The organism is Arenimonas caeni, assembly GCF_003024235.1.
GTDB classification, from domain to species: Bacteria; Pseudomonadota; Gammaproteobacteria; order Xanthomonadales; family Xanthomonadaceae; genus Arenimonas; species Arenimonas caeni.
Window position 1 is genome coordinate 203,352 of the sequence record NZ_KZ679084.1, and the last position, 18,941, is coordinate 222,292.

The following is an 18,941-nucleotide window of genomic DNA, read 5'->3' on the forward strand; positions in this document are numbered from 1 at the left end:
GTTGGAGCCCCTCGAAAGATCAGGCGGGCAGTTTCGCGATGGCCGCGTCGATGCGCGCCAGCGCCTCGTCCTTGCCGGCCAGGAACACCGTGTGGTCGATCGACGGGCTCACCTGCGTGCCGGTGATGGCCACGCGCAGCGGCTGGGCGACCTTGCCCAGGCCAACGCCCAGGGCCTCGGCGGCGGCGCGCAGGGCGCCATCGACGGCCTCGGGGCTCCAGGCGTCCAGCGCCGCCAGGCGCGCGCGCACCTCGGTGAGCGGCGCACGCGCGGCCCCGGTGAAGTGCTTGGCCACCGCGGCCTCGTCGTACTGCAGCAACGGGCAGTACCAGACGTGGGCGCGCTCGGCCATTTCCTTGAGCGTCTGCACGCGGTCGCGCAGCGCCACCACCACGTCGGCCGGCTTCGGGCCCTTCGACAGGTCGTAACCGTGGGCGAGCAACTGCGGCTCGAAGTGTTTCGCCACCTCGGCCGGGTCGTCGGTCTTGAGGTAGTGCTGGTTGAGCCAGCCGAGCTTGGCCGGGTCCATGCGCGAGGCCTTCTGGTTCACGTCCTCGATCGCGAACAACGCCTTGAGCTCGTCGCGGCTGAAGATTTCCTGGTCGCCGTGCGACCAGCCCAGGCGCGCGAGGTAGTTCACCAGCGCGTGCGGCAGGTAGCCCTCTTGCCTGTAGGACATCACGTTGGCCGCGCCCGAACGCTTGGACAGCTTGGCGCCCTCGGGGTCGAGGATCATCGGCATGTGCGCGAAATGCGGCACCGGCGCGCCCAGCGCCTTGTAGATGTTGATCTGGCGCGGGGTGTTATTGACGTGGTCGTCGCCGCGGATGACGTCGGTGATGCCCATGTCCAGGTCATCGACGACGACGGCGAAGTTGTAGGTCGGGTAGCCGTCGGAGCGGAAGATCACCAGGTCGTCGAGCTCGTCGTTGCTCCACTCGATGCGGCCCTTGATCTTGTCCTCGAACACCACCGTGCCGCCGATCGGGTTCTTGAAGCGGATGACGCGGTTGGGATCCTCGCGGTACGGCTCGTTGCGGTCGCGGTAGTAGCCGTTGTAGCGCGGCTTGAGGTTCTGGGCCATGGCGGCCTCGCGCATGGCCTCGAGCTCTTCCTTGGTCTCGTAGGCGTAGTACGCCGTGCCGGCGGCGACCATCTGCTCGGCCACCTCGCGGTAGCGGCCAAGGCGCGCGGTCTGGTAGATCGGGCCCTCGTCGTAGTCCAGGCCCAGCCAGTCCATCGCCTCGAGGATGGCGTCGATCGCGGCCTGCGTGCTGCGCTCGCGGTCGGTGTCTTCCACGCGCAGGATGAACTGGCCGCCGCGGCGGCGCGCCTCCAGGTAGCAGTACAGCGCCGTGCGGGCGCCGCCGATGTGCAGGAAACCGGTCGGGCTGGGGGCGAAGCGGGTGCGGCAGGTCATCGGGCCGGGCTCGGGGTCGGAAAGCCGGCCATTTTACGCCAATCCCCCCTGGACGGCGCCTGCGGCAACGCCCCCGGGGCCGCGCACGTGGTGGAGGCCCGAAGCAGGGGCCCGGGACGGGGTGCGCTACCATGGCCCGGTCCGCATACCCGAACCGGCCGATGCTCCTGCGCCCTGCCCTGCTGCTGCCCCTGCTGCTTCCTCTTGCCGCCCTCGCCGCGCCGCCCGCCCCGCCGGTGCCGGTCGCCGCGACCGACGCGCAGGAACCCGCGCCCGCGCCGCCGCGCGTGCGGCTGGAAACGACGATGGGCGAGATCGTGCTCGAACTCGATGCGGCCGCCGCGCCGCGTACGGTCGAGAACTTCCTGGCCTACGCCCGCGAGGGCCACTACAACGGCACCGTATTCCACCGCGTGGTGCCGGGCCTGCTGGTGCAGGGCGGCGGCTTCACGCCCGACCTGCAGCCCAAGCCCAGCCGCGCGCCTATCCCGAACGAGGCCGGCAACGGCCTGTCCAACCGCCGCGGCACCATCGCCGCCGCGCGCGACCGCGGCGTGAGCGAATCGGCCACGACGCAGTTCTTCATCAACCTTGCCGACAACCCCGCGTTCGACCCGCGCCCGGGCGACAGCCCCTACACCTCGGGCTACGCCGTGTTCGGCCGCGTGGTGCTGGGCATGGACGTGCTCGAGCGCATCGCCGCCGTCCCCACCGCCGGCCAGGGCCCGTTCGCGGCCTGGGTGCCGACCACGCCGGTGCTGATCGAGCGCGTGCAGCTGCTCGACCCGGGCACGCCATGAGCCTGCTGCTGGTTTCCGACCTGCACCTGGATGCGGCGCGCCCGGCGACCACGCGTGCCTTCATCGAACTGCTCGAAGGCGAGGCGCGCGGCTGCGAGGCGCTCTACATCCTCGGCGACCTGTTCGAGGCCTGGGTCGGCGACGACGATCCCGGCGAACCCGGCGCCAGCGTCTGCGCCGCGCTCAAGGCGCTGTCCGACGCCGGCGTGCCCGTGTTCCTGATGCGCGGCAACCGCGATTTCCTCTACGGCCAGCGCATGGCCGAACGCTGCGGCGCCACCCTGCTGCCCGACCCCTGCGTGGCCGTGCTGCAGGGCGTGCCCACCCTGCTCATGCACGGCGACCTGCTGTGCACCGACGACACCGCCTACCAGGCCTTCCGCCGCCAGGTGCGCGACCCGGCCTGGCAGGCGCAGTTCCTTTCCCAGCCGCTGGCCGCACGCCAGGCCTTCGCCGCGCAGGCGCGCGCCGCCAGCCGCGAGCACCAGCAGGGGCTGTCGGAAACCATCACCGACGTGAATCCGCGGGCGGTGGCCGAGACGATGGCGCGTTACGGCGTCACGCGGCTGATCCACGGCCACACGCACCGTCCGGCGATGCACGCACTCGAGGTCGGCGGCCGCCCGGCCCAGCGTTTCGTGCTGGGCGACTGGTACGACCAGGGCAGCGTGCTGCGCATTCACGCCGACGGCGAGGTGCTCGAGGCCCTGGCCGTGCCCGGCGCCGGCGCCGCCGCCACCGCCTGAACCGGCGCCCCGCTGGCGGACTCCGCCACGAACCTGCGTGGCAAGGACACCCCCTCGAGGAGTCCCGCCCATGTCCATCGATCGCCGCCGTTTCCTCACCGCTGCCGGCCTGGCCGGCCTGGCCCTGGCCGCCCCTTCGCTTGCCGCCACCCGTGATGGCCGGCGCGTCTCGTCCGCGCTGTCGATTTCCTTTGCCGCCTTCCCCGGCGTCGGACGCCTCGGCGGCCCGAAGCTGGCCGACGCCATCTGGTCGAACACCAAAGCCCGGGGCCGCGTGCCCGATTCGATCGGCGTGCAGCTGCTGGCGGCGCGCCTCTTCGCCGGCAAGCCGGTGGAGGGTTTCGCCTCGCGGGTCGCCAAATTCGCGTCGTCCGACGACGGCAGCGTGCTGGCCAAGCTGCTGCGCGACGAGGCCGACTACCCCAACCATTTTTTCCAGAGCGACCATTACCTGCCGGGCGACATGTACCTGCCCGGTTCGCTGTCGATCCCGGCCCCGGCCATGCCGGCGCAACGCAAGCAGGGATATTCCGCACGCGAGGCGCTGGCGCTGCTGGGCAAGGCCGAGGTCCGCGACGTCGATCCCCGCCACCGCGGGCCGCAGGTGCGGCTGGCCATTGCCTGCCCGGACGAAGCCTTCGCGCTGCAGGGCCTGGTGTTCGAACTCCAACCGGCCTGAGCCATCACGGTCGTGCTGGCGCCATGCAGTAGACTCCGGGGCAGGCGCCGCCCCGGAGTCGCGATGAACGACACCCCCGACGAGAACGCCGCCGACGACGCCGGCCCGGTGCCGGCGTCGCTGGACGAGCAGATCTACGCGCAGCTGCGCGCGATCGCCCGACGCCAGCTGGCGCGCTGGGGCAATGCCGCCACCACCAGCCCCACCACCATCGTGCACGAGGCCTGGATGCGCCTGGCCGGCAACGGCGGCGAGTTCTGGGCCGACCGCGGCCACTTCCTGGCCGTGGCCTCGCGCGCGATGCGCCAGCTGCTGGTGGACAAGGCGCGGCGACGCCTGGCCGCCAAGCGCGGCGCCGGCGCCGTGCACCTGGACAACGCCGAACTGGCCGGCGACGACCCGCTGGCGCGCGCCACTGTGCTCAACGTCGATTCCGCCCTGGCCGCGCTCGAACGGCACGACGAGGTGCTGGCGCGCGTGGTCGAGTGCCGGTTCTTCGCCGGCCTGACCACCGCCGAAACCGCCCTCGCGCTGGGCCGCTCGGTGCGCACCGTGGAGCGCGACTGGGCCCGGGCCCGCGCCTACCTGGTGCTGGCGCTGCAGGACTGAGCATGGCCACCAACGCCACCGAGTGGCAGCGCATCGACGACCTGTTCAGCGCCTGCCTGGCGCTGGCGCCTGAAGCCCGCTCAAGCTACCTGGCCCGCGAATGCGCCGGCGACGAGCGGCTGCTCGAACGCGTGCAGGCGCTGCTGGCCGCCAGCGAATGCGGCGAAGGCCTGCTGTCGCGGCGCGAGTCCCTGCTGGCGACCCTGCTGCCCGGCGCGCCGGAGGAAACCGACGCGGCGCCGACCCTGGCGCCCGGCGATTCACTGGGCGACTGCCGCATCCTCTCGCTGATCGGCGAAGGCGGCATGTCGCACGTCTACCTCGCCGAGCAGCGCCAGGCCGACTGGCAGCGGCGGGTGGCGGTGAAGGTGCTGCGCGTCGGCGGCGCCGAGATGCTGGCGCGCTTCCACGCCGAGCGCCGCATCCTGGCCAGCCTCGAACACCCGGGCATCGCCCGCCTGATCGACGCCGGCACCACCGCCGGCGGCCAGCCCTACCTGGTCACCGAGCTGGTGCAGGGCGAGCCGATCCACCGCCACTGCGAGCGCAAGGCGCTGCCGCTGCCGGCGCGGCTGGACCTGTTCCTGCAGCTGGCCGACGCCGTGCAGCATGCGCATGCGCGCCTGGTCGTGCACCGCGACATCAAGCCCTCGAACGTGCTGGTCGACGAAGCGGGGCGCGTGCGCCTGCTCGATTTCGGCATCGCCCGCCTGGTCGAGGGCGGCGACCGCGACCCGGTGACGCGCGCCGGCGCGCCGCCGATGACGCCCGAATACGCCGCGCCCGAGCAGCTCGGCGGCGGCGCCATCAGCACCGCCATCGACATCTACCAGCTCGGCCTGCTGCTGTTCGAACTGGTGGTCGGGCAGCCGCCGTGGAAACACTGGACCAGCGGCGCCGACCTGCCCTCGCGCCTGTTGCCGCGCGCCAGCGAGGCCGCGCTGGCCGGCGGCGACGACGGAGCGCGCACGCATTCGCGGCGCCTGGCCGGCGACCTCGATGCGATCATCGCGCGCGCCACCGCCAGCCGGCCGGGCGACCGTTACGCCACCGTGCAGGGCCTGGCGCGCGACATCCGCTGCCACCTGCGCGGCGAGCGCCCCAGCGTTCGCCAGGAAGGCCTGCTGCAGGGGCTGTGGCGCCTGGCCAGGCGAAACCGCGCCGCCGCGGCCGCGAGCCTCGCCCTGCTCGCGGCCCTGGTGGGCTGGGGTGCGACGATGCAATGGCATTCGGCCCGGCTCGAGCGCGAGCGCGCCGCGGTGCAGCGCGAGGCCCTGCGCGCGCAGCAGTCGCGCGCCTTCCTGCTCGACATCTTCCAGCGCTCCGACCCGCTGTTCCAGGAGCAGCCGGGCGAGCAGGAGGTCGTGGCCTGGCGCTGGCTGCCGCAGGTGGAAGCCGACGCGCGCCGCACCCTGGCGGCCACGCCGGGCGTGCAGGCCGACCTGTTCGAGAGCATCGGCGCGCTCTACCGGCGCGCGCGCCAGCCCGACGACGCGCAACGTTTGCTGCGCGAGGCGCTCACCCTGCACCAGGCCAACGTGCCGCCCGATCGCGCCGCGATGGCGCGCATCCGCGCCGAGCTGGCTTCGCTGCTGGTCGAGGACGGCCCCGACGACGAAGCCGAGGGCCTGGCCGCGGCCGCCGTGGACGAGGCCCGCGCGCTGGCCGCGACCGACGTGCGCAACGCAGTGGCGATCCTGCTCGACGCGGCCAGCGTGCTCGGTGCGTCGGCCCGCAACCTCGAGCGTGCCGCGCTGATGCGCGAGGCCCTGGCCCTGGTGCAGGCCACCGAAGGCGGCATGCCGGTGGCCGAGGCCGAAGTGCGGCTGCAGCTGGCCAGCGCCCTGCAGGCCCAGGGCGACTCGGCCGCGGCGCTGGCCGAGGCCAGCCGCGCCCTCGAGCGCGCGGATGCCGCGCTCGGCAGGAACCACGGCCGGCTGGTCGCCATCCTTTCCAGCCAGGCCAGCGCCCTGGGCGGGCTCGGTCGCCACGAAGAGGCCCAGGCCGCGCTTCGGCGCGCGCTCGACATCCAGACCCGCTGGGACCACCCGGACAGCAGCACCGTGCTGGCGCTTCGCAACAACCTCGCGCTCGCGCTCGGCGGCGCGGGGCGCCGCGAGGAGGAGCAGGCCGAGCTGCGGCTGCTGATCGAGCAACGACGACGCATCCGCGGCGACGACCACCTCGAGGTCGGCCGGAACTGGCAGAACCTCGGCGCCTCGCTGGCCAAGTCCGGCCAGCACGTGCAGGCGCGCGAGGCGCTCGGCGAAGCCCTGCGCATCTTCACCCTGCGCCTGCCGGAGGGGCATCCGCAGCGCGCCTTCCCGCACATCACCCTGGCCGCGGTGCACCTGGACGAAGGCACGCCGGGGAAGGCGCTCGCAGCCGCCACCGCCGCCGCGGCCGGCCTGCGCGGCAGCCTGCCGGAAGGCCACTTCGCCCACGCCGTGGTGGGCTGCCTGCAGGCCGAGGCGCGACACGCGCTGGCGCCGACGGCGGAATCGGCCGCCGAATTGCGTGCACAGGCCAGGCGACTCGCCGCCGCGCCATCGGCGCCGGCCGAGTACCTGCAGCGCTGCGAGGACGCGGCGCGCGGGGCCGAACCGACCTGAACCGAGGATTCGCCATGAACCTGCGTCCCATCACCGCCGGCCTGCTGCTGGCCACGCTCGCCGCCTGCTCGCCCGCGTCCGACGCCCCGCCGCCGGCGACGGGCGCCGACCCCGCCGCCCGCGCCGCCAGCGCGCCGCCCCCGGCGGCACCGGCCGCCAAGGCCCAGGGCGACTGTGACCTGATCAGCAACGAGGAGTTGAGCCAGGCTTTCGACGGCCGCCTCAGCGTGCGACGCGCCGGCGGCCGCGGCGAACGCGGCAGCGGCTGCACCTTCTCCCTGGCCGAGGTGGATGAAAGCGAGCTGGTGCTCCAGGCCGGCGGCCTCGACCAGTTCAATGCGCGCAAGCAGTCCTATTCGAGCCAGTCGGGCGTGGCGATGGAGCCGCTGGACATCGGCCGCGAGGCCTGGCTGGTCAACAACGCCCAGGTGATCGCCGTGCGCGAGGACGGCGGTTCGGTGAGCCTGGGGCTGCTGCTGATCACCTTAGGCCAGACGCCGCCGGTGGACAAGGCGCAGGCCCGCGAAGGCCTGGAGGAGCTGGCCCGGCTGGCGCTCGAGCGCCTGTGAGCCGGGCCGCGGCGGCGCTCAGTCGGCGCGGTAGAGCGCCGGCCGGAAGCCGCCGACCTCGAACTCGAACACCGGCACCAGCGCGCCCGAGCGCGGTAGTTCGATGCGCACGGTCTTCGACTGCGCCATCGCTTCGCGGAACGCGGCCTCGTCCTTGATGAAGAGCGCCGGGCCGGTGCCGGTGTCGGCCGGCTCGCCGGCGAAACTGCGCGCCGGCGCATCGTCGAAGCGGATCGAGAGCCTGCACGGCGGGCCGCAGCGCAGCTCGCTCATCTCCAGCACCAAGTAGGCGCTGACGCCCCAGTCCGGATGGTTGCGCAGCACCAGGCGCGCGTCCGGGCGCGGCGGCGGCGCGTCCTCGTCGACGTAGGCCTGCGGGACCTTGCTGTAGATCGCCGCCGAATGCTGGGTGCCGCCCTCGACGGCCACCGACTGGTAGTCCCAGAGCGCGATCAGCCGGCGCTGCTCGCGCATGGCCTCAGCCTCGGTGCGCACCGCGTCGATCGTCGCGCGCATCGTCGCGGCGGCCTCGGTGCGGCCGTGGCGGTCGTCGAGCATGTTGCCGTGCATCTCGGCGATCTCGAAATCGCCGTCGGCGCGGGCCTGCTCGTAAAGCGCCAGCAATTCGGCGCCGGCGGTTTCGTCCGCGGCCGGGTCCACCGGCTCGGGCTGGCAGGCGGCCAGCGCGAGCGCGAGCGGCAGCAGGGCGAGGCGGCGCAGCAGGGCAAGGCTCATCGTTTCACTCCAGCGATTCGAGTTGGGCGATCTCATTCTCGTCGAAACCGGCGGCCAGCCGCGCCGGCCGGTTGAAGGGACCGCGCACGCCGCCGCGCACCTCCTCGCGCACCAGGCGGATGAACTCGCGACCGGGCGCCAGGCCCTCGCGCTCGCAGTGCCAGTGGTACCAGCGGCTGCCGGCGGCGACGTGGGCGACCTCCTCGCGCAGGATCAGCTCGAGGATCGCCGCCGAGGCCTCGTCGCCGTTGCTGCGCAGGCGGTGGATCATGCCCGGCGTCACGTCCAGGCCGCGCGCCTCGAGCACCCGCGGCACCAGCGCCATGCGGCGCAGGCACGAATCGGCGGTCTTGACCGCCATCTCCCACAGGCCGTTGTGGGCGTCGAAGTCGCCGTAGGCGAACCCCAGCTCGCCCAGCCGCGCCGAGAGCAGCTCGAAGTGCCGCGCCTCGTCGTCGGCCACGCCGACCCAGTCGGCGTAATAACCATCCGGCATTGCGCGGAAGCGGTAGACCGCATCCCAGGCCAGGTTGATGGCGTTGAACTCGATGTGGGCGATGGCGTGCAGGAAGGCCGCGCGGCCCTCGACGCTGCCCAGGCCACGCTGCGGCACGTCGCGCGGCATCACCAGCCGCGGCCGCGCCGGCCGCCCGGGCTCGCCGATCGCCTCGGGCGCCGGCGAATCCGCGCGCGGCGCCAGCGCCCCCTTGCGGAACGCCGCCGCCATTTCGCGCGTCAGCCGCACCTTCTCCGCCGGCTCGCAGGCCGCGATGCAGCGCGCCGCGGCGGCGTGCAGGTCGCCGGTCTCAGGCACCACGGCGCTTGCGCTTGGCGTCGTCGGAGCGCAGCTGGCGCAGGCGCTCGAAGTAGCCGGGCTCGATGCCGGTGACGTATTCGCCGCTGAAGCAGGAGCTGTCGAACTTGCGGCCCGGGAACTTCGGGCCGGCGACGGCGGCCTCGAGGTCGGGCAGGTCCTGGTAGATGAGCCAGTCGCAGCCGAGCAGCTTCTCGATCTCGGCCTCGGTGCGGCCGTGGGCCACCAGCTCCTCGGACGAGGGCATGTCGATGCCGTAGATGTTCGGGTGCCGCACCGGCGGCGCCGCCGAGGCCAAATAGACCTTCCTCGCGCCGGCGTCGCGGGCCATCTGCACGATCTGCTGGCTGGTGGTGCCGCGCACGATCGAATCGTCCACCAGCAGCACCACCCGGTCCTTGAACTCCAGCGGGATCGGGTTGAGCTTGCGGCGCACCGACTTAACCCGCTCGCCCTGCCCCGGCATGATGAAGGTGCGGCCGACGTAGCGGTTCTTGATGAAACCCTCGCGGTACTTCACGCCCAGCACGTTGGCGATCTCCAGCGCCGCGTCGCGCGAGGTGTCCGGGATCGGGATCACCGTGTCGATGTCGTGGTCGGGGCGCAGGCGCAGGATCTTCTGGCCCAGCGTGACGCCCATGCGCATGCGCGCCTTGTGCACCGAGATGTTCTCGATCATCGAGTCGGGGCGGGCGAAATACACGAACTCGAAGATGCAGGGCGCGTGCGGCTGCTCCTGCACGGTCGCCTCGGCGTGCAGCTGGCCGTCGCCGGTGATCACCACCGCCTCGCCCGGCAGCACGTCGCGCACGCGCACGAAGCCCAGGATGTCGAGCGCCACCGATTCCGAGGCCACCGCGTATTCGGCGCGGCCGTCGCGCTCGCGCTTGCCCAGCACCAGCGGCCGGATGCCGTGCGGGTCGCGGAAAGCCACCAGGCCCAGGCCCAGCACCATCGCCACGGCCGCGTAACCGCCGGTGCAGCGCCGGTGCACGCCGGCCACCGCCGCGGCCGCGGCGCGCGGGTCGAGCCGGCCCTGCACCTGCAGCTCGTGCGCGAACACGTTGAGCAGCACTTCAGAGTCGGACTCGGTGTTGATGTTGCGCTTGTCCTGCTCGAACACCATCTGCCGCAGCGCGTCGGTATTGATCAGGTTGCCGTTGTGGGCCAGGGCGATGCCGTAGGGCGAGTTGACGTAGAACGGCTGCGCCTCGTCGCTGCCCTCGGAGCCGGCGGTCGGGTAGCGGCAGTGGCCGATGCCGACGCGGCCGGTGAGCAGCTCCATCGCGCGTTCGTCGAAGACCTCCTTCACCAGGCCGTTGCCCTTGTGCAGGCGCAGGCGGCTGCCGTCGAGCGTGGCGATGCCGGCCGCGTCCTGGCCGCGGTGCTGGAGCACCGTCAGGCCGTCGTACAGGGCCGCCGCGACGTCGGTGGCGCCGGCGATTCCGATGATGCCGCACATGGTTCAGGTCTCCGGGAGGGCTGGGGCCTCGCCTTCCGGCTCGGTCCCGATGAAAGGTTCGACGGGCATCGCGGGCGATGCCAGGAATTCAAGTTCGGCCGCGGCTTCGGGCGGCAGGAAGCCGGCCATCCACTCGGCGCCGCGCTGCACGGCCGGCATGAAGCGCGATTCGCTCCACCAGGCATCGCGCGGCACCGGCGTGAAGCCCAGCAGCAGCACCAGCACGCAGGCCAGCACCAGGCCGCGCACCAGGCCGAAGCCGATGCCCAGCACGCGGTCGGTGGCCGACAGGCCGGTGTTGGCGATCAGCTTGCCGATCGCCCAGGTCGCCAGGCCACCCAGCAGCAGCGTGCCGACGAACACGCCGGCATAGCCGAGGAACAGCCGCGCCGAGGCGGCCTCGACGCCGGTGAAATAAGCCGCGAGGTCGGCACCGAAGGCCACCGACAGCCAGAACGCCGCCACCCACACCGTCAGCGACAGCACCTCGACCACGAAACCGCGCCACAGGCCGACGGCCATCGAGACCGCCAGCACCGTCAGCAGCGCGTAGTCGGCCCAGTTGAGCATGCTCAGGGGTGCGAAACGACGATCAGGTCGCGCATGCCCAGCTTCGAGGCCACGCTGTCGCGCAGGCGTTCGGCGGCGGCGCGGTCGGCCTCGGGCCCCACGCGCACGCGCCACACGGTGCCCCGCTCGGTCTGCACGCGCTGGTGGAAGGCGACGAAGCCGGCGGCGCGGGCGCGGTCGCGCAGTGCGCTGGCATCCGCTTCGCTGGAGAAGGCCCCCAGCTGCACGGCGAAACCGACGTTGGCCGCGGCGGCCGGGCGGGTCGGCACGGGAGCCGGCGTGGCGCTCGCGTCGAGCGCGACCACGACGGTCGGGGAACCGGCCACGCGCTCGGCGCGCTGGCGGGCGGCCTCGGCCAGGGCGCGTTCGGCGTAGGGACCAACGCGCAGGCGCATGGCCGGCTTGCCGTTGACGTCCACCGTCTCGCTGGTGACCGGCAGCCCGGCCGCGCGCAGCTTGTCGGCCAGGGCGCGGGCGTTGGCGAGGTTGGAGAAGCTGCCGACATTGACGGCGTAGCGGCCACCGGCGGCGGCGGCGGGAAGCGGGGTCGGATCGGCCGCCGGCGTCGGGGCGGGCGCAGGCGTCGGCGCGGGTGCGGGCGGGGGCGTGGTTTCGCGCGCGATCGGCTGGCCGGTGGCGGCGTCGACGGCCTGCGGCGGCGCCTCCTCCTCCGGCGCCACCACCGGCGCGTCCACGCGCGGGGCGGCCTCGCTGCCGGCGTCCACGGTGGCGACGGCATTGGGGTCGTCGGACGGCGCGACCGGCGTGCCCAGCACCGGGCCGCCGGTGCTTTCCGGCTGCGGCAGCGCCAGCGGCAGCTCGCGGGTCTCGAAATCCTGGTCCGGCGCGTCGGGCATCGACAGCGGCACCTGCGCCGCGCCCTGCGACTCGACGTCGGGGCCCTGCAGGAGCATCGGAAGGAAGATCATTGCCAGCGCCACCAGCACGGCGGCACCGATCAGGCGCTGTTTCAGGGCGGAATCCATCGGGGGCGTCGGTCCGGCCGGAGGAGTGGCCTGAATTATAGCCGGGTTGCCGGCCGCGCCGGTTCAGCCGGGCGACATCGCCGCCGCGACGGTGTGGAAGGAACCGAACACCAGCACCCTGCCCTGCGCGCCGGCCGCCTGCCGGGCCGCGGCCAGGGCGTCGGCCAGGCTCCGGTGCGGGTGCAGGATGTCGGCCGGCAGGTGTTCGCCCAGCCGGCGGGCCAGCTCATCCACCGGCAGGCCGCGCCGGCCGGCGTCGGTGATCGGGCCCAGGTGCCAGGCCTGCAGCCAGGGCGCCAGCGCCTCGCAGACGCCGCCCAGGTCCTTGTCGGCCAGGGCGCTGAACACGGCGACGGTGGTTTTCGGGTTCGCCTGCAGCCAGGCCGCGAGCTGGCGCGCACCTTGCGGGTTGTGCGCCACGTCGAGCACGGTCTCCGGCTCGCCGGCCAGCACCTGCAGGCGGCCGGGCGCGCGCGCCGAGGCCACGCCCTCGCGGATCGCCGCGTCCGGCACCGGCAGGTCGAGCGCACGCAGCGCGGCGATGGCGGCGGCGGCGTTGTCGCGCTGGGCCGGGGCAGCCATCGCCGGGTCGGGCAGTTCGATCTCGTAGCCGGGCTCGCGCCAGCGCCAGCCGGCCCCGAGCACGTCGACCAGGTAGTCCGAATGCCCGCGGATGGCGAATGCGCCAATGGCATAGGCGCGACGCAGCACCGACGAGGGCGGGTCCTTCTCGGCCAGCACGCAGGGCTTGCCGGCGCGCAGGATGCCGGCCTTCTCGGCGCCGATGGCCTCGCGGTCCTCGCCCAGGTAGTCCTGGTGGTCGAGGTCGACGGTGGTGATGACGGCGCAGTCGGGGTCGACGATGTTGGTGGCGTCCAGCCGCCCGCCCAGGCCCACCTCGAGGATCGCCAGGTCGAGGTCGGCGGCCTCGAACAGCAGCAGCGCCGCCAGCGTGCCGAACTCGAAGAAGGTCAGCGGCACGTCGCCGCGCGCGGCCTCGATGCGTTCGAAGGCCGCCACCAGCGCCTCGTCGGCCGCCTCGGTGCCGTCGATGCGCACGCGCTCGTTGTAGCGCAGCAGGTGCGGCGAGGTGTAGGCGCCGGTGCGCAGGCCGGCCGCGCGCGCGATCGCCTCGAGGAAGGCCACCGTCGAGCCCTTGCCATTGGTGCCGCCGACGGTGATGACGTGGCGCGCCGGCCTGCCGACGCCCAGCCGCTTCGCCACCTCGCCCACGCGTTCGAGGCCCATGTCGATGGACTTGGGGTGGACCCGCTGCTGGTAATCCAGCCATTGCGCGAGGGTGCGTGCCATGGCGGCATTATCCGCCGGCGGCGCGGGTGGCGACAGTCGCCGTTGTCGGCCGGCCCCGGGTGCCCTACCCTGCCGCCATGAGCGACTGGCACACCCGCGACATCGAGGGCGCCATCCAGGCGCTGTTCGCCCGAGCCGATGGCCTGGCCGGCGAAGAGGCCGCGCGCCGCCTGCAGGTTCACGGCCCGAACCGGTTGCCGGAACCGGCACGCACGCACCCCGCCCTGCGCTTCCTGCGCCAGTTCCACAACATCCTCATTTACGTGCTGCTGGGCGCCGCGGTGGTGACCGCCCTGCTTGGCCACGGTGTGGACACCGCGGTGATCCTGGCGGTGGTGCTGGCCAACGCGATCATCGGCCACCTCCAGGAAGGCAAGGCCGAGCGCGCGATGGAGGCCCTGCGCGGGCTGCTGGCGCCGCGCGCCGCGGTGCTTCGCGACGGCCGCCGGGTCGGCGTGGACGCAAGCGCACTGGTGCCGGGCGACGTGGTGCTGCTCGAAGCCGGCGACCGCGTGCCAGCCGACCTGCGCCTGCTGCAGGTGCGCGGCTTGCAGGTGCAGGAGGCGCTGCTCACTGGCGAGTCTGTGCCGGTGGAAAAACAGCCGGCGCCGGTGGCCGCCGACGCGCCGCTGGGCGACCGCAGCTGCCTGGCCTTCAGCGGCACCTTGGTCACCGCCGGCCAGGGTCGCGGCCTGGTGGTGGGCACCGGCGCCGACACCGAGATCGGCCGCATCAGCGGCCTGCTGACGCGCGTCGAGACGCTGGAAACGCCGCTGGTGCGCCAAATGGATGCCTTCGCCCGCGGCCTGACCTTCGCCATCCTCGGGGCGGCCGCGCTGTTGCTGGTTCTTGGCCATTTCGCGGGCGGCCGTGCGTTTGCCGAGGTCTTCATGGCCGTGGTGGGCCTGGCGGTCGCAGCCATCCCGGAAGGCCTGCCGGCCGTGCTGACCATCACCCTGGCCGTGGGTGTGCAGGCGATGGCCAGACGCAATGCCATCGTGCGCCGCCTGCCGGCGATCGAGACCCTGGGCGCGGTCTCGGTGATCTGCACCGACAAGACCGGCACGCTCACCCGCAACGAAATGGTGGTGGCCACCGTGGCGCTGGCCGGCGTGCGTTACCGCGTCGAAGGCGAGGGTTACGCCCCGCAGGGCCGCCTGCTGCTCGAATCCGGCAATGGCCCGGATCCGCCGGCGCTGGCCTGGCTGGCGCGGGCCTGCGCGCTGTGCAACGACGCCGCCCTGCATTCGCGCGACGGCGAGTGGCAGGTCGAGGGTGACCCGATGGAAGGAGCGCTGCTGGCCCTGGCCGGCAAGGCCGGCGTCGACCTCGGCCAGGTCGGTGCCCAGTGGCCACGCGTGGATGCGATTCCCTTCGATGCGCGCCATCGGTTCATGGCCAGCCTGCACCACGACCACACCGGCCACGCGGTGGCCCTGGCCAAGGGCGCGCCCGAGCGCCTGCTGGCGATGTGCGCGCACCAGCGAGGCGAGAACGGCGACGAAGCCCTGGACGTCGACGCCTGGTGCGAGGCCGCTGACGCCATCGCCGCGCGTGGCCAGCGCGTACTCGCCTTCGCGCTTCGCGAGATGCCCGCGGGCAGCACCCGCCTGGACTTCGCCGACGTCGAAGGGCCGATGGTGCTGCTGGGGCTGGTCGGCCTGGTGGATCCGCCGCGTCCCGAGGCCGTGGCAGCCGTCGCCGACTGCCGGCGCGCCGGCATCCGCGTCAAGATGATCACCGGCGACCACGCCGGCACGGCCGCCGCCATCGGCGCCGAAGTCGGGCTGGAGGCGCCCGGCCGCGTGCTCACCGGCGCCGACCTCGACCAGCTCGACGACGACGCGCTGCGCGAGACTGTCTGGCACACCGACGTGTTCGCCCGCACCAGCCCCGAGCACAAATTACGGCTGGTGATGGCGCTGCAGTCGCTGGGGCGCGTCGTGGCGATGACCGGCGACGGCGTCAACGACGCCCCCGCGCTCAAGCGCGCCGACGCCGGCATCGCCATGGGCCGCGGCGGCAGCGAGGCAGCCAAGGAAGCGGCGGAACTGGTGCTGGCCGACGACAACTTCGCCTCCATCGCCGCCGCGGTGCGCGAGGGGCGCACGGTCTACGACAACCTGCGCAAGGTGATCCGCTGGACCCTGCCGACCAATGCCGGCGAGGCCGGCACGATCATCATCGCGCTGCTGGCAGGGCTGGCGCTTCCGGTGACGCCGGTGCAGATCCTGTGGGTGAACCTGGCCACGGCCATCACCCTGGGACTGGCGCTGGCCTTCGAACCGATCGAGGCCAACACCATGCGCCGGCCGCCGCGTCGGCCCGAGGAACCGCTGCTCAACCGCCATCTGGCCTGGCACATCACGCTGGTGGCCAGCCTGTTCGTGCTGGCGGTGTTCGGCATGTTCGAGTGGGCGCTGGCGCGCGGGCATTCGATCGAGCTGGCGCGAACGATGGCGGTCAACACGCTGGTGGTGCTGGAGATCTTCCACCTCTTCCACGTGCGCAACCTTCACGGCACCTCGTTCAACCTGCAGGCGCTCAAGGGCACGCCGGTGATCTGGCTCACCATCACGATCGTCACCGCCGCGCAGTTCGCCATCACCTACGTGCCGGCGCTGCAGCAGGTATTCGGCACCGCCGCCGTGCCGCTGGCCGAGGGCGTGGTGGTGGTTTCGCTCGGCATGCTGCTGCTCATGGTGCTGGAAACCGAAAAGGCCCTGCGGCTCAGGCGCACCTGAGCCTGCCGCTGCCCCCCGGCACGCGCTTGCCGTAAGGTGGCGGGACCGCAACGCACGAGGAGCCCCGGTGGCCAAGCCCAATTATTCGTTCGAAAAACGCCAGCGCGAGCTCGCCAAGCAGAAGAAGAAGGCCGAGAAAGAGTCGGAAAAGGCCGCCCGCAAGCGCGCCAACCAGTCGCAGCCGGACGCAGAAGTGGCCGACGCCCCGGACGGCGACCCGCCCGCCCGGGGCGACTGAGCCCCGTCCCGCCCTAGAGCGCCCGGTGCACCGCCTCGCCGAACAGCGGGGTGTGGTGCTGGCAGTCGTTCAGGCGCACCACTTCCAGCGCGTCCACGCCGCTGCCTTCGAGCAGGTTGAGCGTGGTCGGCGCCTGCCGGAACGACCACAGGCGCGAGAGCGACAGGCCGAGGATGCGGCACAGGATGACGCGGTTGACCGCGTCGTGCGCCACCACCAGCAGCGTGTCGGCCTCGCCCAGGCCTTCGCAGGCCGCGGCGAAGGCCGGCCAGGCGCGTTCGAGCACCTGGCCCAGCGATTCACCGCCGCCGGGCATCTGCACCGTCGCCGGCGACTCGCGCCAGGCGCGCAGGCGCTCGGGGTCGCGCGCGCGGATCTCGGAGGCCAGCAGGCCTTCCCAGTCGCCGTGGGCGATCTCGGCCAGGCCGGGGTCGATCGTCAGCAGGCCGGCGCGCTCGTCGCCCAGCGCCAGCTCGGCCGTGCGGCGCGCGCGCGACAGCGGCGAGGCGACCGCACGCGTGATGGGCAGTTCGCGCAGGCGCTGGCCGAGCGCGCGCGCCTGGCCTTCGCCGGTTTCCGAGAGCGCGATGTCGCGCTGGCCCTGGTAGCGGCCTTCGGCGTTCCACGGGGTCTCGCCGTGGCGGGCAAGCAGGATGCGCATCAGAGCTGCTCCATCGAAACGATGCCGGGGATGCCGCGCAGCGAGGCGAGCTGGGGCGCGGCGACTTCGCGGTCGACCGTGATCGCCGCCACCGCGCCGCCGTCGCCGGTGGCGCCGAGCGAGAAGTTGACGATATTCACGCCGGCCGCGCCCAGGTGCGAGCCGACCAGGCCGATCACGCCGGGCCTGTCCTCGTTGCGCATCAGCAGGATGTGCGCCAGCGGGTCGAAGTCGAGCTCGACGCCGTCCAGGCGCACCACGCGCGGACCGCGGTGCAGGGTGGCCTCGATTGCGCGCGACTGGCCGCCGCCCTCGACGCGGATGCGCAGCAGGCGGTCGAAACCGTCGCCGTCCCCGCCCAGGGTCTCGGCCACTTCCAGGCCGCGCGCGGCGGCCTCGTGCAGCGCGTTCACCGGCGTCACCCGGCCCGAGGCCGGACCCAGCAGCGCCGCCACCAGCAGGCGGGTCAGCGGGCGCGTGTCGAGCCCTTCGGTGCGGCCCGAGTAGGTGACCTGCAGCTTCACCGGCGCCGGCACCAGGCGCGCGGCCAGCTTGCCCAGCGCGGTCATCAGCGGCATCCAGGGGCCGACCTCGCGCGCGGTCTCCGGCGTGAGCGGCGGCAGGTTGACGCAGCCCGCGACCGCGCCGGTGGCCACGAAGTCGATGATCTGCCGCGCCAGGATCGTGCTCACCGCCTGCTGCGCCTCGCCGGTGCTGGCGCCCAGGTGCGGCGTGAGCACCAGGCGCGGGTGGCCGCGCAGCGGCGAGTCCTTGGGCAGCGGCTCGGTGGCGAAGGTGTCGAGCGCGGCGCCGGCGATGTGGCCCTCGTCGAGCAGGCGCAGCAGCGCGCCTTCGTCGACCAGGCCGCCGCGGGCGGCGTTGATCAGGAAGGCGCCCTTTTTCATGCCGCGCAGGCGGGCTTCGTCGAGCAGGTTGGTGGTTTCCTTGGTGCGCGGGATGTGCAGCGTCACCACGTCGGCCCAGGCCAGCAGCTGCTCGAGCGTCATCAGCGGCACGCTGCCCTTGCCGGCGGCGGCGGCCGGCAGGAAGGGATCGTGCGCGGCCACTTCCATGCCGATGCCCTGGGCCTTGCGCGCCACGGTGGCGCCGATGCGGCCCAGGCCAATCACGCCCAGCTTCTTGCCCTCGAGCTCGAAGCCGGTAAGGCCGTTCTTGGGCCACTCGCCGGCCTTCATGCCGGCGTCGGCGCGCGGCACGTGGCGGGCGAGCGCGAACAGCAGGCTGATGGCGTGCTCGGCGGCGGCCAGGGTGTTGCCGTCGGGCGCGTTCATCACCGCGATGCCGCGGGCCGTGGCGGCCTCGACGTCGATGGTGTCCACGCCGGCGCCGGCGCGGCCGATCACGCGCAGCCTGTCGGCCCGCGCCAGGGCCTCGGCCGGCACCTGGGTGGCCGAGCGCACCAGCACTGCGTCGAAGCCGGCCAGCCGTTCGGCCAGCGCCTTGGGGTCCTTGATCGGCTCGCTCACCTCGACCGTCCAGCCCGCCTGGCGGAACAGCTCCAGTCCGTCCTCATGGATGCCATCACAGGCCAGTACACGCATCACCACTCTCCTCGGTCGACGTTTCGAAGACCCGGCGACCCGCCCCGGCCGGGGCGGCATGGCCGGGCCCGGGGTTCAGGCCCTGGAAACACCCGCGGCCGCAAGGGCGGCCGGTGGGATGCACGCGAATTCCATCGTCTGCCGGCGCGCGAACGGCGCAGGCTTCATCGATGCCGGAGGGCAAGCGAGGCGCCCGGGGGCGCGGTGACCATCAGAAAGCCGGTGCGGGACAACGCCACCGGCGTGACTTCGGGTCTGGAGACGGGGCTTCATGAGCATGGGAGTCCAGGACCAACGTGCCGATTTTAGCAGGGCGCCCCTCCGTCGGCCAGTCGCCCGCGGGGCGGCCTTCACGGCCGGGGCATGACCTTTGGCCTAGGGTTCGCCCCGTCGATTACCCTAGGCTCGACCCTTTCGTTTCCC

The 18,941-nt window shown here is 73.1% G+C and carries 17 protein-coding genes; 8 read left to right on the plus strand and 9 right to left on the minus strand.

Annotation, left to right across the window (positions count from 1 at the left end; all coding sequences use genetic code 11):
- Window positions 1-19 precede the first annotated feature (19 nt).
- Complete coding sequence (gene gltX, locus C6N40_RS01060; RefSeq protein ID WP_106989148.1) at window positions 20-1,420, minus strand: glutamate--tRNA ligase; 1,401 nt, start codon at window positions 1,418-1,420, stop codon at window positions 20-22.
- 161 nt (window positions 1,421-1,581) lie between these two features.
- On the opposite strand from gltX, the gene C6N40_RS01065 reads away from it, so the two are divergent.
- From C6N40_RS01065 to C6N40_RS01090, 6 genes are all read left to right on the plus strand, one after another.
- Entirely contained in the window at window positions 1,582-2,220 is a 639-nt protein-coding gene (locus C6N40_RS01065) for a peptidylprolyl isomerase (RefSeq protein WP_106989149.1), read from the plus strand.
- Entirely contained in the window at window positions 2,217-2,966 is a 750-nt protein-coding gene (lpxH, locus tag C6N40_RS01070; RefSeq protein WP_106989150.1) for a UDP-2,3-diacylglucosamine diphosphatase, read from the plus strand. The genes C6N40_RS01065 and lpxH overlap by 4 nt, the downstream gene beginning before the upstream one ends.
- Window positions 2,967-3,036: 70 nt before the next feature.
- On the plus strand, window positions 3,037-3,645 hold the full coding sequence (locus tag C6N40_RS01075; protein ID WP_106989151.1) for a hypothetical protein: 609 nt from the start codon (window positions 3,037-3,039) through the stop codon (window positions 3,643-3,645).
- A 63-nt stretch (window positions 3,646-3,708) separates the two neighbouring features.
- Complete coding sequence (locus C6N40_RS01080; RefSeq protein WP_106989152.1) at window positions 3,709-4,254, plus strand: ECF-type sigma factor; 546 nt, start codon at window positions 3,709-3,711, stop codon at window positions 4,252-4,254.
- Window positions 4,255-4,256: 2 nt separating this feature from the next.
- Window positions 4,257-6,866: a serine/threonine-protein kinase gene (locus C6N40_RS01085; protein WP_106989153.1), complete on the plus strand. Its 2,610-nt coding sequence runs from the start codon at window positions 4,257-4,259 to the stop codon at window positions 6,864-6,866.
- A 14-nt stretch (window positions 6,867-6,880) separates the two neighbouring features.
- Window positions 6,881-7,435: a DUF3558 domain-containing protein gene (locus C6N40_RS01090; RefSeq protein ID WP_106989154.1), complete on the plus strand. Its 555-nt coding sequence runs from the start codon at window positions 6,881-6,883 to the stop codon at window positions 7,433-7,435.
- An 18-nt stretch (window positions 7,436-7,453) separates the two neighbouring features.
- Here C6N40_RS01090 and C6N40_RS01095 read toward each other — a convergent pair whose 3' ends face one another.
- From C6N40_RS01095 to folC, 6 genes are all read right to left on the minus strand, one after another.
- The gene (locus C6N40_RS01095) at window positions 7,454-8,170 is read right to left on the minus strand and encodes a hypothetical protein (protein ID WP_106989155.1); all 717 of its coding nucleotides are present in this window, start codon (window positions 8,168-8,170) and stop codon (window positions 7,454-7,456) included.
- Between the two features lie 4 nt (window positions 8,171-8,174).
- Complete coding sequence (locus C6N40_RS01100; RefSeq protein WP_240183411.1) at window positions 8,175-8,987, minus strand: ferritin-like domain-containing protein; 813 nt, start codon at window positions 8,985-8,987, stop codon at window positions 8,175-8,177.
- Window positions 8,977-10,446, minus strand: coding sequence for an amidophosphoribosyltransferase (gene purF / locus C6N40_RS01105; RefSeq protein ID WP_106989156.1), 1,470 nt, complete (start codon window positions 10,444-10,446; stop codon window positions 8,977-8,979). The genes C6N40_RS01100 and purF overlap by 11 nt, the downstream gene beginning before the upstream one ends.
- A gap of 3 nt (window positions 10,447-10,449) precedes the next feature.
- Window positions 10,450-11,016: a CvpA family protein gene (locus C6N40_RS01110; RefSeq protein ID WP_106989157.1), complete on the minus strand. Its 567-nt coding sequence runs from the start codon at window positions 11,014-11,016 to the stop codon at window positions 10,450-10,452.
- Window positions 11,017-11,018: 2 nt separating this feature from the next.
- Entirely contained in the window at window positions 11,019-12,002 is a 984-nt protein-coding gene (locus tag C6N40_RS01115; RefSeq protein WP_106989158.1) for an SPOR domain-containing protein, read from the minus strand.
- A gap of 63 nt (window positions 12,003-12,065) precedes the next feature.
- Entirely contained in the window at window positions 12,066-13,313 is a 1,248-nt protein-coding gene (gene folC, locus C6N40_RS01120; RefSeq protein ID WP_106989159.1) for a bifunctional tetrahydrofolate synthase/dihydrofolate synthase, read from the minus strand.
- Between the two features lie 77 nt (window positions 13,314-13,390).
- On the opposite strand from folC, the gene C6N40_RS01125 reads away from it, so the two are divergent.
- Entirely contained in the window at window positions 13,391-16,057 is a 2,667-nt protein-coding gene (locus C6N40_RS01125; RefSeq protein WP_106989160.1) for a cation-transporting P-type ATPase, read from the plus strand.
- Between the two features lie 67 nt (window positions 16,058-16,124).
- On the plus strand, window positions 16,125-16,295 hold the full coding sequence (locus tag C6N40_RS14230) for a hypothetical protein (protein WP_205208513.1): 171 nt from the start codon (window positions 16,125-16,127) through the stop codon (window positions 16,293-16,295).
- Between the two features lie 13 nt (window positions 16,296-16,308).
- Here the strand turns inward: C6N40_RS14230 and C6N40_RS01130 are convergent, their stop codons facing one another.
- Together C6N40_RS01130 and serA are read right to left on the minus strand one after the other, a co-directional pair.
- Window positions 16,309-16,956 carry a histidine phosphatase family protein gene (locus tag C6N40_RS01130; protein WP_106989161.1) on the minus strand — a complete coding sequence of 216 codons (648 nt, stop codon included), beginning with the start codon at window positions 16,954-16,956 and terminating at the stop codon, window positions 16,309-16,311.
- Window positions 16,956-18,518, minus strand: coding sequence for a phosphoglycerate dehydrogenase (serA, locus tag C6N40_RS01135; RefSeq protein ID WP_162782010.1), 1,563 nt, complete (start codon window positions 18,516-18,518; stop codon window positions 16,956-16,958). Before serA ends, C6N40_RS01130 begins: the two co-directional genes overlap by 1 nt.
- Window positions 18,519-18,941: the final 423 nt, after the last annotated feature.